Origin of the sequence: Kitasatospora sp. NPDC059327, from assembly GCF_042752535.1 — a bacterium.
In the GTDB taxonomy this organism is placed as follows: Bacteria; Actinomycetota; Actinomycetes; order Streptomycetales; family Streptomycetaceae; genus Kitasatospora.
Genome location: NZ_JBHYYB010000009.1, coordinates 75405 through 90823, shown reverse-complemented (window position 1 = coordinate 90823; position 15419 = coordinate 75405). Strand labels below are relative to the sequence as shown.

The 15419-nt window shown below is 73.0% G+C and carries 11 protein-coding genes; 8 read left to right on the top strand and 3 right to left on the bottom strand.

What is annotated here, in order from left to right; all coding sequences use genetic code 11:
- Window positions 1-52: 52 nt before the first annotated feature.
- Complete coding sequence (locus tag ACFXHB_RS08780) at window positions 53-2401, bottom strand: collagenase (RefSeq protein ID WP_380573132.1); 2349 nt, start codon at window positions 2399-2401, stop codon at window positions 53-55.
- A 301-nt stretch (window positions 2402-2702) separates the two neighbouring features.
- On the opposite strand from ACFXHB_RS08780, the gene ACFXHB_RS08775 reads away from it, so the two are divergent.
- The 7 genes from ACFXHB_RS08775 (at window position 2703) to ACFXHB_RS08745 (ending at window position 11538) form a co-directional block, all read left to right on the top strand.
- Entirely contained in the window at window positions 2703-3857 is a 1155-nt protein-coding gene (locus ACFXHB_RS08775; protein WP_380573131.1) for an aminotransferase class V-fold PLP-dependent enzyme, read from the top strand.
- Window positions 3858-4008: 151 nt separating this feature from the next.
- Entirely contained in the window at window positions 4009-5352 is a 1344-nt protein-coding gene (locus tag ACFXHB_RS08770) for an ABC transporter substrate-binding protein (RefSeq protein ID WP_380573129.1), read from the top strand.
- Window positions 5349-6272, top strand: a complete 924-nt coding sequence (locus ACFXHB_RS08765) for a carbohydrate ABC transporter permease (RefSeq protein WP_380573128.1) — start codon at window positions 5349-5351, stop codon at window positions 6270-6272. Before ACFXHB_RS08770 ends, ACFXHB_RS08765 begins: the two co-directional genes overlap by 4 nt.
- Window positions 6269-7207, top strand: a complete 939-nt coding sequence (locus tag ACFXHB_RS08760) for a carbohydrate ABC transporter permease (protein ID WP_380573127.1) — start codon at window positions 6269-6271, stop codon at window positions 7205-7207. Before ACFXHB_RS08765 ends, ACFXHB_RS08760 begins: the two co-directional genes overlap by 4 nt.
- Window positions 7208-7209: 2 nt before the next feature.
- Window positions 7210-8925 (top strand): glycoside hydrolase family 36 protein, encoded by a 1716-nt coding sequence (locus tag ACFXHB_RS08755; RefSeq protein ID WP_380573126.1) that lies wholly within the window; start codon window positions 7210-7212, stop codon window positions 8923-8925.
- A gap of 108 nt (window positions 8926-9033) precedes the next feature.
- Entirely contained in the window at window positions 9034-10092 is a 1059-nt protein-coding gene (locus ACFXHB_RS08750; protein WP_380573124.1) for a LacI family DNA-binding transcriptional regulator, read from the top strand.
- Window positions 10093-10266: 174 nt separating this feature from the next.
- Window positions 10267-11538 carry a serine hydrolase domain-containing protein gene (locus ACFXHB_RS08745; RefSeq protein WP_380573123.1) on the top strand — a complete coding sequence of 424 codons (1272 nt, stop codon included), beginning with the start codon at window positions 10267-10269 and terminating at the stop codon, window positions 11536-11538.
- A gap of 305 nt (window positions 11539-11843) precedes the next feature.
- Here ACFXHB_RS08745 and ACFXHB_RS08740 read toward each other — a convergent pair whose 3' ends face one another.
- On the bottom strand, window positions 11844-12356 hold the full coding sequence (locus ACFXHB_RS08740; protein ID WP_380573122.1) for a histidine kinase: 513 nt from the start codon (window positions 12354-12356) through the stop codon (window positions 11844-11846).
- A gap of 129 nt (window positions 12357-12485) precedes the next feature.
- Between ACFXHB_RS08740 and ACFXHB_RS08735 the strand changes: the two genes are divergently transcribed.
- Window positions 12486-12974: a DUF5990 family protein gene (locus ACFXHB_RS08735; protein WP_380573120.1), complete on the top strand. Its 489-nt coding sequence runs from the start codon at window positions 12486-12488 to the stop codon at window positions 12972-12974.
- A gap of 67 nt (window positions 12975-13041) precedes the next feature.
- Here ACFXHB_RS08735 and ACFXHB_RS08730 read toward each other — a convergent pair whose 3' ends face one another.
- Window positions 13042-15375 (bottom strand): collagenase, encoded by a 2334-nt coding sequence (locus ACFXHB_RS08730; protein WP_380573119.1) that lies wholly within the window; start codon window positions 15373-15375, stop codon window positions 13042-13044.
- Window positions 15376-15419 lie beyond the last annotated feature (44 nt).

The following is a 15419-nucleotide window of genomic DNA, read 5'->3' as shown; positions in this document are numbered from 1 at the left end:
CCGACCCGGTGCCGCCGTCGGGCGGTCGCCGGGCCGGGCCGGGCCTCGTCCGTCAACGGCGCAGCGGGCCCTCGCAGTTGTAGTCGGCGGTGCCGGCCTGGCCGGTGGGCCAGACGTCGACCTTGCCGAACCAGCAGTTCATGTCGGCCAGGTTGTTGGCGGCGGAGCCGCCCCGGTTGAGCAGGTAGGTGTCGACGGTGGCCGCCATGTCGGCCCGGACCCGGCCGGCGTCGGCCGCGTTGGTGAGGTTGGCGGTGATGCGTCCCGAGCAGCTGAAGCGCATCTTGTTGTTCCAGTCGCCGTTGTCCTTGCAGACCGGGGCGTTCTGGGTGGCGGCGGCGAAGGCGGACTGGACCTCGGAGGCCCAGGCGTACTGCAGCGAGCCGTTCGCGGCGTACTTGGTGACCGGGACGTAGAGGGAGTCGGCGAGCGGGATCTCGGCGTCGAGGTAGGCGTTGTACTCGCGCTGGAGCGCGGTGTCCCGGCCGAGGCGGTCGCGCCAGGCGTCGTAGCCGGCCTTGTCGTCGGCGCGCAGCAGGCGGTACATCTCGGCCAGCTGGTCGGGGTGCTTCTCGCCGAGCAGGTTGAAGAACGTCGCCGCGTACGGGTAGGCGCGGAAGCCCTGGGAGGCCCAGGTGGCGTGCAGGACCTGGTCGACGGTCAGCCGCGGGGCCCCGGCCTCGTCGTCCCAGCCGACCTGGCGGACCATGTACTTGCGGGCCTTCACGCCGCCGTCGCGGGTGGAGCCGGCGAAGTACTCGGCGGTGCCCTCGTTCATGGCGAAGGTCGCGTCACTGGGCCAGCGGGTGGTGTAGCCGGACTCGGGGATGGCCCAGCGGGCGTTGAGGTAGTGCGTGTACTCGTGGCGGAAGAGCTCCTCCAGGCTGAAGTACGACTCCTCGGTGGTCCGCTGGTAGGTGTAGAAGGTGGAGCGGTCCTCCAGGAACATGCCGCCGTTGTTGACGTCGCCGATGCCGAACAGCGTGGACTGGAAGGCCTGGTAGTGGCTCTTGGTGTCGTACAGCTGGACGGTGAGCACCGGGTGGTCGTCGCCGGCGATCGGCTGGTCGGTGCCCAGGACGCGGAAGAACTGGGCCTTGACCTGCTTGGTGGCGTAGTAGAGCTGGTCGGCGGTGGCCCGGTCGAGGGCGGTGCGCACGACCAGGGCGCCGTTGTCGTAGCTGAAGGTGTTCGGGAAGAGCGCCTTCTCGATGTCGGCGCGGCAGACGCCGTACTGCGCGCAGAGCCCGAGGTCGTTGACCGGGCCGACCAGGTTGGCCCAGGGCTTGCTCATCCGGCCGAAGGTCGCCTCGGTGAGCTGCAGTTGGGCGCCGATCCGGGACTTCACCTCGGCCTTCAGGGCGTCGATCTGGGCGAAGCGACCGTACTCCAGCATGGCGTCGGAGGCGGCCCACTCGCTGTAGGTCCCCTTGAGGTGGGCGTAGCCGGCGTAGGCGCGGAAGGCCTCGCGGTAGTCGGCGTCGGCGGCCACCGCGGCGCGGAACAGGCCCTGCGGGTCCTCGCCGACGTTGCTGATGCCCTGGAAGTTGATCTGCAGGGCGCCCTGGACCGCCCAGTTCCAGCCCTGGTCACCGATGACGGTGCTGCCGGGGGCGAACGTCCGGACGATCTGCTTGACCAGTGGGATGCGCGCCAGTCGCAGGCCGGGGGCGCTGCCGGTCTGCAGCAGCTCGCCCATCGTCGAGCCGTTGGTGGTGGTGGGCTCGAACACCCGCGGGTTGGCGGTGTAGTCGCGGATGGCGCGGTCGATGGCGGCGACGGTGCCGGCGTCACCCAGGTTGATCTCGTCGTAGGAGAAGTCGAAGTAGACGGCTATGTGCAGGTAGTACCAGAGTTCCTGCTGGTTGAGGTTGTTGGCGCTGTCGAAGCGCGAGGAGAGCTGGCTGATCCGCGCGGCGACGGCCTGGACGTGCGCGGGAGTCATGACCTTGGCGGTTTGAACGTTCCAACTGGTCAGCAGCGGACGCAGGCAGTCCTGGTAGCTGTGGCCGCGGTCGGTCAGGAAGTCCGCCAGCTGGGCCGGGGTGAGGGAGGTGAACACCTCGGGCGGGCAGGGCGTCGCCTGGGCGGTGACGGCGGCGAGGGCGGCCTCGGCCGGGTCGCTCTCGGGGGTGCCGGTGGTGGGCTGGAGCGCGGCGGCGCCGGGCCCGCCCTGCGGGCCGACGGAGGTGGCCCCGCCGGGGGCGCCCCGGTGGGCGACCTGGTCGGCGGCCTGGCCGGGTGCCTGTGCCGGGGTCCGGGCGGCGCCGGAGGTGAGCTCACGGACGGTGACGGCCGGAGCGGCGCCGACGGCCTGGGCGCTCTGCAGCAGCGGCACGGCGAGGGCCGTGGCGAGGGCCGCGGAGAGCAGGGTGTTGCGCACGGTTCTGGAGGTGGGCACCGGAACTCCTCGGTGGGGCGTGGGGGGTGTCCTGCGTGGGGGTGTCATGCCCGAGGACCGCCGAGGGGGGTGGCGGTGGGGAGGGGCCCGCCGAGCGACAGCGGGGAGGGGGATGACAGTACGTAACATAGTAATGTGAAATTGCACTTGCAAGAGATTGCGTCCACGTTATCCATTCGTGTTCTTCGTTCGGGGTCTTGACGTCGCCCGGAGTGCGAGCTTCACTGTGGCTCTCTCGTTTGAACCTGTTTGGTTCTGATGAGTTATGTCTGTTTGAACGTTCAAATCGAAGGGTTGTCTCATGTCGGCGTGGACTCTCCCCGCGTACCTGCGGCAGTTCGACGAGCCGGCCGGCTATCTGGACTTCGCGCGGGTCGGGCCGGTCTCGGCCGATGTGCGCACGGTGCTGACCCGGTCCGCCGAGTTGATGCACGGCCAGGGGCTCGCCGCGCTGGACGAGTTGGACCGCGCGGTGGCGCGGACGGCGCGGACGGCGGCGGAGCTGCTCGACTGCCTGCCGCACGAGATCGCCTTCGTCGGGTCGACCTCGCACGGGATGTTCGCGGCCGCCCACGCCGTCCGGGGCGGGGGCGTGGTCCTGGTCGGGCGCGACGACTTCCCCGGGGCCGTCTACCCCTGGCTGCGGGCGGCCGACCACGGCCGCCTCGCGGTGCGCCTGATCGACGGTCCGGTCACCGCCGACTCCGTCCGGGCCCACCTGGACGACCGGGTGCGGGCGGTGTCGGTCTGCGCGGTGGACTCCGCGACCGGGTTCCGGGCGCCGCTGGCCGCCATCAAGGAGGTGATCGGACCGGACCGGGTCCTCGTGGTGGACGCCATCCAGGCACTCGGCGCGGTCGACTTCGACGCCGAGGCCGCCGATGTGCTCACCTCCGGCGGCCAGAAGTGGCTGCGGGCCGGCTGGGGCGCCGCGCTGCTGCTGGTGCGCGACCGCGTCGCCGGGCTGCTCGAACCCGGGCTCGGGGGCTGGTCCGGCGTCATCGACCCGATCGGCGCTACCGACCACCCCCGCCCGGCCCGGTCGGGCGCCGTCGCCCATACCCTCACCAACCCCGACGGACCGGCCGTCGCCGCCCTGGGCGCGGCCCTGGAGCTCGTCCGGTCGGTCGGTGTCGGGCCGATCAACGCCCGGATCGGCGGGACGCTCGACGCCCTGCTGGCCGCCGCCCGCACACTGGGCGCGCGGACGGCGGGCGGCGGGGCGACCGGCCCGGGGGAGCGCCCGGCCGGCGCGGGATCGGCCACGGGCAGCGGGATCGGCCGCTTCCACCTGCCGGGCGCCGACCCCTCGGCCGTCCACGCCGCCCTGACGGCGGCCGGCCTCGCCACCACCCTGCGCGCGCCCTGGATCCGGCTCTCGCCGCACGCCTCCACCGACCGGTCGGACGCCGTCGCCCGTCTCACCGAGGCGCTGGGCGCGGTGCCCACGGGCTGACCGGCGCCCGCCGCCCCGCGCCTCCCGTCCGCCCGCCCCGCCCCGCCGGCCCGACCGGCCCCGCCCGTCGCTCCAGCTCTCCGTCGCACCCCGTCGCCACCCGCGGGGGTGCCGTGCCCCACCCCACCACCACCCCTCAGAGAGGTCAGCCATGTCATCTGTCTCCCGTCGGGACCTGCTGCGCGCCACCGGCGCCGGCGCGCTCGCCCTCACCGCGGGCGGCGCGCTCGCCGCCTGCGGCGGGTCCGACTCCCTCTCCGGCAGCGGCGGTGACGCCGCCACCGGCACCGTCACCGTCTGGTCCTGGACCACCGCGGCCCAGGCGCTGCGCGGCGTCGTCCCGGCCTTCGAGAAGGACAACCCGGGGATCAAGATCGACGTCCAGGACGTCGGCAACCCGGCGATCTGGGACAAGATCACCGTCGGCCTGGCCGCCGGCGGGCAGGGCCTCGCCGATGTGCTGCACATCGGCTGCGACTACCTCCCCGGCTACCTGGAGAAGTTCCCCGGCGGCCTGGCCGACCTCTCGGCGCTCGGCGCCGACTCCCACAAGGACAAGTTCGTCCAAGGGCTCTGGCCGGTGGTCAGCGGCAAGGACGGCCATGCCTACGCGCTGCCCTGGGAGGTCAACCCGCTGGGCTTCTACTACCGCAAGGACTACTTCGACAAGGCCAACCTGGACCCGAGCACCTTCCAGACCTGGGACGACGTGCTCGCCGGCGCCGACGCGTTCAAGGCGGCCAACCCGGGGATATCCCTGATCGGCATCAACAAGCCCGCGACCCCCGAGACCGACCTCGACTTCCTGCAGTCGCTGATGCAGCTGCAGGGCGCCTTCTACTTCGACCTCAAGGGCGCCATCACCCTGGGCTCCCCGGAGGCGGTGCGCGCGCTCACCGTCCTCAAGCGCCTGGACGACGCCGGGCTGGTCGGCGACGCGGCCGGTGACCAGGGCTGGCTCAACCTGGTGAAGGCCGGCAAGGTCGCCGTCGCCCCGCTGCCCGCCTGGGCCGCGCATTACCTGGAGACCAAGCTCCCCGACCAGAGCGGGAACTGGCGCCTCGCCCGGCCCCCGGCGGTCACCGCCGGCGGCAAGCGCGCCGCGATCGTCAACTCCACCCACCTCGCCGTCGCGGCCTCCAGCCCCCGCCGGGTCGCCGCCTGGAAGTTCGTCGAGTACGCGCTCACCCGGCCGGCCTCGGTCAACGGCATGTTCACCGCCGGCGGCGTCTTCCCCTCCCTGACGGCGGCCTACGCGGATCCGATGTACGCGGCGCCGAACCGCTACTACGGCGGCCAGCCCGTCCTGAAGACCTTCGCCGACCTGCTCGGCGAGGGCGCGGACGCCACCAACTACTCCGGCGACTACGCCCGCGCGCTGAAGCTCGCCAGCGACGCCCAGGTCAAGGTCCTCGTCAAGGGCGCGGACCCGGCGGCCGTGCTCCAGGAAGCGGCCAAGCAGCTCGCCCAGCAGACCGGGCGCACCATCGCATGACCGCCACCGCCCGACTCGTCGAGCCCGTCGGGGCGGTGGCGACACCGGCCCGGCGCCGGGCCGTGCTGCGCCGCCGCGCCCTGCCCTACCTGCTGCTCGCCCCCGCGCTGATCCTCTTCGCGGTGTTCAAGGCCTACCCGATCATCTCCTCGCTGCTGCTCTCGCTGACCACCGGCGCGGGTTCGGCCACCAAGGGCGCCGGGCTGGCCAACTACCGGCGACTGCTGGACGACCCGCTGTTCTGGACGGCCCTGCGCAACACCGGCGTGATCCTCGTGGTCCAGGTGCCGCTGATGCTCGTACTGGCGCTCTTCCTGGCCGTCGGCATCAACTCGGTCTTCGTGCGCTGGCGCGCCGTGTGGCGGCTCGGCGTCTTCATGCCCTCCGTCACCGGCCTGGTGGCCACCGGCGTGATGTTCGCCTTCCTGCTCAACACCGACCAGGGCGCCGTCAACTGGCTCCTGGACGCCGTCGGCCTGCCCTCGGTGGACTGGCTCGGCAATCCGTTCTGGTCCCGGATGTCCGTCGTCCTCGTCCTCACCTGGCACTACACCGGCTACAACGCCGTCATCTACCTGGCCGGACTGCAGGGCATCCCCAAGGAGCTGTACGAGGCCGCGATGGTGGACGGCGCCGGACCGCTGCGCCGCTTCTGGTCGATCACCGTACCGGCGCTGCGGCCCGTGCTGCTCTTCACGGTGGTGCTCTCCACCATCGGCACGCTGCAACTCTTCGACGAGCCCTACGTGCTGACCCGCGGCGGCCCGGACAACGCCACCCTCACCGTCTCGATGTACCTGTACGAGAACGGCTTCCGGTACTTCGACTTCGGCTACGCCTCCGCCATCGCCTACGCGCTCACCCTGATCGTGTCGGTGCTCGGCGCCGTCCAGATGCGCCTGATGGGAGAGCGTTCATGAGTACCACGACCACGCGGAGCGGGAGTCGGCGCGACGACCGCGTCGGCAGGCGCCGGACCGGCGGCCCGGGCGGCCCCGGCGAGGGGACGGGGGCCGGCCGCGGCGGCGCCCGGACGAAGCGGCTGCGCGGCCTGCCCCTGACCCTCCTCCTGGCCGCCGTCGCCGGACTGTCGGTCGGCCCCTTCTACTGGCTGGTGGTCGCCGCCAGCCACAAGGACAGCGAGATCTTCTCCTGGCCGCCCGCGCTGCTGCCCGGCGACGCCTTCGGCGACAACGTCGACCGCCTCCAGGCCAAGATCGGGCTGGGCCGGGTGCTCCTCAACTCGCTGCTGGTGGCCGGGCTGCAGACGGTGGGCGCGCTGATCGTCGCCCTGCTGGCCGGCTACGCCTTCGCCAAGTTCCGCTTCCGCGGCCGCACCGTGCTGTTCGCCCTGCTGCTCTCCACCCTGGTGGTGCCGGAGCAGGTGATGCTGGTGCCGCTGTTCAAGATGATGATGTCCTTCGGCCTGCTCGACACCTACCAGGCCGTCGTGCTCCCGGGCCTGTGCGTGCCGTTCGCGATCTTCCTGATGCGCCAGTCCCTGAGCGGGATGCCGGACGAACTCCTGGACGCCGCCCGGGTCGACGGCGCCGGCGAGTTCCGGGTGCTGTGGAGCGTGGTCGTCCCGGTGATGCGCCCGGTGCTCGCCGCGTTGTCCATCTTCCTCTTCCTGGGGTCGTGGAACCAGTTCGTCTGGCCGCTGATCGCGCTGCGCAGCGCCGACATGCACACCCTGCCGGTGGCGCTCGCCACGCTCCACGGCATGAAGAGCACCACCGACTACGGCGCGATCCTCGCCGGGACCGCCGTTTCCACCGTGCCGATGATGGTCCTCTTCCTGGTCCTTCAGCGGCAGTTCATCTCCGGCCTGCTGGCCGGCGCTACGAAGGGCTGACCATGGAACAGATCTGGGAGCCGCACGCGGGTGCGGCGGCCGCCGGCCGACCCCGCACCCTGGCCGTCGACGGGCTGGAGCTGCTGGTCACCGGCGAGGCCGCGGCCCGGGTGACCGACGAGGGCGTCATCGAGGTCACCGCGGCCGACGCGGGCGAGGTGCGGATCGAATGGCGCGTCCCGTGCGTCGACGCGACCGCCTTCTGGACCCCGGAGGCCGGCCTCGGCGGCCGGCTGCCGGCGGCCTGGAGCGCGCCGCGGCGCACCTCGCTCACCCGCGGCGCGCCGGTCGCCGCGCTCGTCGGCACCGGCGACGTGGCGATCTGCGCCTTCGCCGCCGACCGGGTGGACGTCCTGGCCGGTGCCGGAGTCGTCGAGGAGTCCGGCGAGTTCCGGTTCTGGGTGCAGGCCGCCGGGCGGCTGACGGTCCGGATCGACACCTCGCGCCGGCACTTCGCCCGCTGCCTGGCCGGGATCGCCGGCTGGTGGTGGGCCGACCGCCAGGCCGACGTCCCGGACGCCGCCCGCCTCCCGGCCTACTCGACCTGGTACTCGCTGCACCAGGAGGTCAGCCCCGAGGCGGTCGAGACCCAGGCCGCCCTCGGCAAGGAGCTGGGGCTCGACGTGATCATCGTCGACGACGGCTGGATGACCGGCGACCGCACCCGCGGCTACGCGCACTGCGGGGACTGGGAGCCGGTCTCGCTGCCCGACACCGCCGCCCACGTCCGGCGGGTGCACGACCTCGGCGTCCAGTACATGCTCTGGTACGCGCTGCCGTTCATCGGCCTGGACAGCGAGGCCGCGAAGAAGCTCGGCCGGTACGCGCTGAGCGAGAACGACAAGATGGGCGTGATCGTCGCCGACCCGCGCTACGCCGTCGTCCGGGACCACCTCACCGACCGGCTGGCCCGGGCGGTCGAGGAGTGGGGGATGGACGGACTGAAGATCGACTTCGTGGACTGGTTCGACGTCCAGGACCCGCCCGAGGCCGGGCCCGAGGCGGACTGCGCCACCGTGGCCGAAGGCGTCGAGCGGCTGCTCGCCGGGATCCGCGGCCGGATCACCGCCGCCCGGCCGCAGGCCATGATCGAGCACCGCCAGCCCTACGTCAGCCCCGGCCTCTGGCCCTACGCCACCATGGTCCGGGCCATCGACTGCCCGCTCAGCCCGGCCGAGAACCGGCACCGCACCATCGACACCCGGCTGGTCGCCGGGCCGATGGCGGTCCACGCCGACATGCTCATGTGGCACCCGGCGGAGCCGCCCGAGCAGGTCGCCTGCCACCTGATCAACGTACTGTTCTCGGTGCCGCAGATCTCGGTCGACCTGGCGACCCAGACCCCCGAGCAGCGCGAGGCCCTCGCCTTCTGGCTCGGCGTCGTGCGCGAGCACCTCGCCACCCTCCAGCTCGGCGAGCTGCGCCCGTCCCGGCCGGAGCTCGGCTACCCGCTGGTCACGGCCGTCGGCCCGGACACCGTGGTGGTCGCGCGGTACGCCCCGCTGCCCGTCCGGGCGGTCGCCGAAGCGTGGCGCACCCTGCTGGTCGCCAACGCCGACAACGACCCCGAGGTCCACCTGGTCGGCGGCACCGGACAGGCGGAGGCCACCGTCCAGGACGCCCGGGGCCGCGTCCTGTGGCAGGGCGCCCTCGACCTGACCGGGTCGGCGGTCGTCCCGGTCCCGCGCGGCGGGCTGCTGACGCTTCGCCGGGCCTGACCCCGCCCGCCCCGGACCGGCGGCCCGACCGGCCGCCGGTCCGGGGCGGGCATGTGATTGCCTGGCTCCGTGACCGCACACCCCCCAGACCGACCGAGCGGAGGACCCATGTCCGAGGCAGCGGCCCGGCCGCGCCGCGGCGCCACCACGATCGAGGAGGTCGCCCGCGCGGCCGGGGTGTCCCGGCAGACCGTCTCCAACGCCATCAACGCACCGCAGAAGGTCCGGCCGGAAACCCTGGCCCGGGTCACCGCGACCGTCGAGCGGCTCGGCTACCAGCCGGACCAGTCGGCCCGCGCCCTGCGCACCGGGGCCCGTCGCACCCTCGGCTACCTCGCCCCGGTGGACGACCCGTTCGACCCCAATCCGCTGATGGCCGGCTTCCTGGAGGCCCTGGTCGACGCGGCCGGAGCCGAGGGGCAGCGGGTGCTGCTCTTCCGCCCGGCGCCCGGCACGGCGGACCCCCGGCCGGCGATCGACGAGCTGCTGGCGGCCCGCCAGGTCGACGGCCTCGTGCTGGCGGACGTCCTGACGGACGACCCCCGGGTCGCCCACGTCGTCCGTTCCGGCGTCCCGTTCGCCGCCTTCGGACGGACCGGCGCGGACCGCCCGCAGCACTGGGTGGACATCGACAACGCCGCGGCGACGGCGGAGGTGGCCGGGCACCTCGCGGACCGGGGCCACCGCCGGGTCGGCTTCGTCGGCGGCGCGGCCGCGCTGCCGTGGATGGCCGACCGGCGCGAGGGCTTCCGGGCGGAGGCGGACCGGCGGGGCCTGACCGTGGTGGAGCCGGCGCGGCGGGGCGGCGCACCGGGGGGCGCCGAGGCGGACCGCGCCGGCGCCGGCGTGGCGGCGGTGCGGGCGCTGCTGCGCGGGCCCGGCCGCCCGACCGCCGTGGCGGCGGGCAGCGATCTGCTGGCCCTCGACGTCTACGAGGCGGTCCGGGCCGAAGGCCTGACGGTCGGCCGGGACGTGGCGGTGGTGGGCTTCCACGACACCCCGCTCTGTCGGCACCTGCACCCCGCGCTGACCTCCGTCCGGCTCCCGCTGCCGGCCATCGCGGCCGGACTGGTGCGGCTGTTGCTGGCCCAGGTCCGGGGAGAGCGGCCGCCGGGCGGGGGCCTGGTGCTGCCGGCCGAACTGATCGTCCGGGACAGCTCGGGGTGAGCCCGGTGCCCGGACCGGCGGCGCGCCGGTCCGGGCACCGGCGGGAGGCCCCGGGCGGCGGGTCGGCGCCGAACGAGTGGACTCACCGGGAGGCGTGCCGGACGGGCACCCCCGCCCGCGGTCCGAGTGGTGACCTTTGCCATCTGAGCCCCTGAGATGGAAGAGGCGCCCGCCATGCGACGTACCCCCTCCCGCCGCCTGATCGCGGCAGCGCTCCTCGCGCTGTCCGTACTGGCCCCGACCGCGGCCGCTCCCGCCACGGCGGTTGCTCCCGCCACCGCCGTCCACGCCGCGAACACCGACCCGTACGACCGGTACGACCAGGAAGACCAGGACGACCGGTACGACGAGGACGACCGGTACGAGCAGGACGACCACCCGGCGGGCGGCCTCGGCCCCGAGCTGACCGCCAGGCTGGACCGGGCCATCGAGGACGTCCGCCGGCAGGCCGGCATCCCCGGCGTCGCCGTCGGACTGTGGCTGCCCGGCAAGGGCGGCTACGTCCGCGCGACCGGCGTCGCCGACCAGGCCACCGGCCGGCCGATGACCACCGACGGGTACACCCGGATCGGCAGCGAGACCAAGACCTTCACCGTCACCGCGCTGCTCGAACTGGTCGACGACGGTCTGATCGGGCTGGACGACCCGATCTCCGACTATGTCGAGGGCGTGCCCTGCGGCACCGACATCACCCTGCGCCAGCTCGCCGAGATGCGCAGCGGCCTGTTCCCCTACACCGCCGACCCGGACTTCGTCCGGGCGCTGGAGAGCGACCCGAGCCGCTCCTTCACCCCGCGCGAGGTGCTCGCCTACGGCTTCCGGCACGCGAACACCTTCGGCCCGGGGGAGACGTTCCAGTACTCCAACACCAACCTCGTCCTGCTCGGCCTGGTGGTCGAGAAGGTCAGCGGCCACCGTCTCGTCGACGTGATCGAGCAGCGGGTGCTGCGCCCGGCCCGCCTGCACCGCACGCTGTTCCCGACCGGGCCCGAGTTCCCCGAGCCGCACGCGCGCGGCTACACCGACCAGACCCCGAGCGGCGCGACCGAGGACGCCACGGACTGGAACCCGAGCTGGGCCTGGGCGGCCGGAGCGATGATCTCGGACCTGCACGACCTGCGCCGCTGGGCCAGGATCGTCGCCACCGGGACGCTGCTCAGCCCGCGGACCCAGCGCGAGCGGCTCACGGTGCTGCCGACCGGCTTCCCCGGCACCGGCTACGGGCTCGGGATCTTCGAGACCGGCGGATGGATCGGACACAACGGCTCGATCCCCGGGTACGAGACCGTGGCCGTCTACCTGCCCGCGCAGCGGGCCACCCTCGTGATCGAGATCAACACGGACATCGTCTCCCAGGGCCAGGAGCCGTCCACCCTGCTCGCCCGGGCGATCACCGAGATCGCGACCCCGGAGAACGTCTACGACCGCCCGGTTCCGCCGCGCTGACGACGCGTCGGAGCTGCCCGGTGGCCGCCCGGTCGCCCGGTGCCGCCCCGGTCGCCGGACACGGCGGTCTTCCGCACCCGAACGCACGCGGCCTAAGGTGACCGGCGGAGACCGGGCGGCGCCGAGGGCCGCCGAGGTCCGGACGATTCGGAGCGCCCATGGCCGTCCTGAAGACCTACGCCCGCCTCTGGGTGGACAGCCTCGACCAGGCCCTGCCGCTGCCCGGCACCGCCCCGTAGCGGAGTCGACGGGGCCCGGCCCGGGTGCTGCTCGGCGCCGACCGCCGTCAGGCCCCCGGAGCGCCGTCAGGCCCCCGGGCCGTTCTCCGGGGAGTCCTCGGCGCGCTGCTCGGCCGCGCGGACCTGCTCGGCGAACTCCTCGGCGGGGATCCGCTCGACCGCGGCGCCGTGCCGGGCGGCGAACGCGTCGGCGGCGGCCGGCGACTCCTCGCGGATGTCCAGCACCAGCATCGCCGTCCCGTCCGGCACCCGCGGCGAGAGCACGATCAGCCCGGCCCCGCCGGTGGCGGCCCGGCCCTCCTCGGCGGCGTTGCCGAGTGCCGCACCGGCCGCGAAGCCCAGCAGGGAGCCGATCGGCCCACCGAGCAGTCCGATCAGACCGCCGACCACGCCCGAGCCCACGGTCGCCACTCCGGCGCCGCGGACGTAGCCCTCCTTGGTCTCCAGCAGGCCGTCGGCGGAGCGCTCCAGCACGGCGGCCTGCCGCAGGCCGGGCAGGTGCTCCGCCTCCTCGAACGCGGGACGGCAGGTGGACGGGTCCGGGAAGGTCAGCAGGACGACGTTGTGCTGGTCGGTCATCGCACTCCGATCGGGTCGGGGCTGGGCCCTGGCCTCCCATCCTGACGGCGGCCGGGCGGGCCTGCCACAGGAGTGGGTCCGGCGCGGTCCGGCGCGGGCCCGCACGGTGCCGCGCGGCAGGATGGTGCCATGGCGAACACGAGCGTGCGGATCAGGATCGAGGCCACCGACCTTCCGGGGCGCAGCTGCCCCGGGGCCCCGGGCTTTCCGGGCTACGACGACATCCACGTCGCGGTGCAGCGGCGCGGCAGGCCGGGGGAGTTGCTCGACCCGGTGGCCGGTGACGCGGCCGGGGCGGTCTGGACGCTGGAGTGCACGGTGAAGGCCGGACCGGACCTCCCGGGACCGGACCTCCTCGGCCCGTACGTCCAGGGTGGCCCGGGGGCCCGGTTCGTCTACCTCTCCTGGGTCGCGGGCGGGGCCGGGGGCTTCACGATGTTCCGCCGCGCCAAGCTGATGCTGGCGGCGGTCGAGCGCGACACCGTCGAGGCGGCCGTGCGCGGCGGCCTGCTGGTGGCCCGGCTCGGGCTGACCGACGTCAAGGGGCACCCGCTCTGCGCCGCCGTCCGCCCGCCGCTGGTCACCTGGTCCGCCGGGCCGGCCGGACCCGGGGCATGACGAAGGGCCCCGCCGGAGCGGGGCCCTTCGCCGGGAGTGCCGTGGTGCGTGGAGTACCGCGACCGTCCTACTGGTACTGCGTGGTGACGCTCACGCCGGCGAAGTCCTGCTGTCCGGCGTAGAGGCTGAAGTAGACCCAGCCGGCGGGCGGGTTGGTGATGGTCAGCGTCTCGCCGTTGCCGGCGTTGGTGGACTTGGCCAGGGCGTTGCCGGTGGTGGCCCAGCTGCCGCCGCCGTAGTACAGGTCGGCGTTGCCGGTGCCGCCGGTGGTGGTGATGGTCAGCTGCTTCACGCCGGCGGGCAGGTTCAGGAAGCTGTAGCTGTAGTTGCCGGTGGTGGCCGCGACGTTGTCCCGGCGGCAGTTCTTGTCGAACTGGCGGGTGTCGGCGACGGTGCAGAGGGGGGTGGTCGGGGTGACCGGGGCCTCCGGCAGCGGGCCGCAGTCGTTGGTCGCGCAGGTGGTGGTCAGCCAGGTGTCGAACCCGGCGTCGTAGCTGGTGCCGATGGTCTGCTTCAGGATGGTGCGGGCACCGTTCCAGTCACCGGCACGGTACTTGGTGAGCACGTTCTCGATGTCCGCGCGGTGCTCCTGGAGCATGTAGCGGACGGCCAGCCAGCCCCACCGGTAGACCCGGTTCGAGTTGACGTCCGGGTCCCCGGTCTGGTCGTAGACGGTGTCGAAGAGCTCGCTCAGCTTGTAGGTCTTCTTGCCGGCCTCGGCGATCGCGTCGCTGTTGCGGACGTTGCGGTAGCCGTAGGAGATGTTCTCGGCGATGCCCTCGACCCACCAGATGGTCGGGGTGACGATGCCGGCCTCGAAGTCGCCGGCCATGTTGTAGCGGCCGTCGAGGTAGTGGGTGTACTCGTGGTTGAGGTTCCAGATCTGGAAGCTCGGACGCAGCCAGCTGGCCTCGTGGGCGATGAAGCGGGCCTGGTTGCCGGGCAGGGCCGGGTTGCCCTCCTCGTACATGCCGCCGTTGTCCACGTCGATGTCGTAGAAGGACCAGGCGTACAGCGAGTAGTTGTAGTAGTCGTCGAAGACGACGACCTCCAGGTCGGTGTTGACGTCACCGGGGATCGCGCCCTTGTCGCCGATCACCTTGTGGAAGTAGGCGTCCTCGTTGATCAGGCTGGTGCAGGTGGCGGCCAGCTGCGCGGGGGACATGTCCTGGGCGCGGATCTTCAGCCCCGCGTTGCAGGTGTGCTGGAGCGGCAGGATCACCGGCATCAGGCGGGTGTTCAGGTCGCAGATGCCGTAGGCCGCGCAGTTGCCCTTGTCGAACTTGCGGGTCGCCCAGGCCAGGTTCATGGTGATCGGGGCGGTGGGGCCGACGTTCGGGTACCGGTTGATCAGGTCCTTGAGCAGCGGCCGGAGCTGGGGCTTGAGCTCGGGGACCACGAGGGCGTAGCCGAGGTAGCGGCCCATGTTGCTGACCATGTCGTCGCGGTTCAGCAGGTCGTCGTTGCGGGTGATGAAGTCGGCCCAGGCGGTGAGGAGGCCGCTGTCGGCCTTGAGGGCCGCCTTCAGGCCCTGGCTGTCGCCCTTGGGGTCGAAGCCCTCCTCGATGATCCAGTCGAAGTGCTGCAGGGACAGGTTCATCTTCTGCGGCCAGGTGCCGTTGTAGCCGGCGAGCATCCGCTGGAGGACGCCGGTGTACCGGCCGAGCGTCTTGGACTGGCCGATCACCGTGACGACCTCGTTGAGGGTGTCGCCGTTGGCGTCGGTGATGTCCTTGCTGTGCGGGGCCGCGAAGAAGGCGTCCAGCGCGCCGCGGGTCGCGGTGTCGAGCGCCGCGCCGTAGGTGCCGACCTCGGTCGGGCGGGTCTCGTGCACGTAGTAGCCGGCGCGCAGGAACATCACCAGCTGCCCGACGGAGGTGCTGTTGTCGCCCGGGTAGGTGGCGGAGGCGTCGCGCAGGGCGTTGGCGACGGTCACCATCTGGGACTCGGCGAAGGCCTTGCCGGCGTCGGTGCCGGTGAGGTTGAACAGCGGGTAGGCGCAGGGGACGTTCGGCAGCGCCTTGAGCTGCTGGACCAGCGCGCCGCCCGTGGCGTTGATCAGCCCGGAGAGATCCGGACAGGGATCGCCGGCGGCCGCCGAGAACTGCTTGGCCGCCTTGACGGGCGCGGTGGCCGGCGCGGCGGGCGCGGTGGACTCCTTGCCGTAGTCCTGCGAGGAGAGCTTGAAGGTGCTGCTGTTCGTGGCGTCCGGCGACTTGGGGACCGGGATCGACCGCGGCGACGAGGAGGCGGCTCCGGCGGTGCTCACGCCGGCCGGGGCCGTGGCGCCGACGGGGGCGGCCTGGCTCTGGGGCGTGAACAGGCCGAGCGCGATGAAGAAGGCGGCGCCGAGCGCGGGAATTCTGCGCGCGTTGGCCGCTGATATCCGGGAGGGACGCATCTGTGGGGGCCTCCGGGGCCGTTGTGGCCGCTGTTGGGGAACGC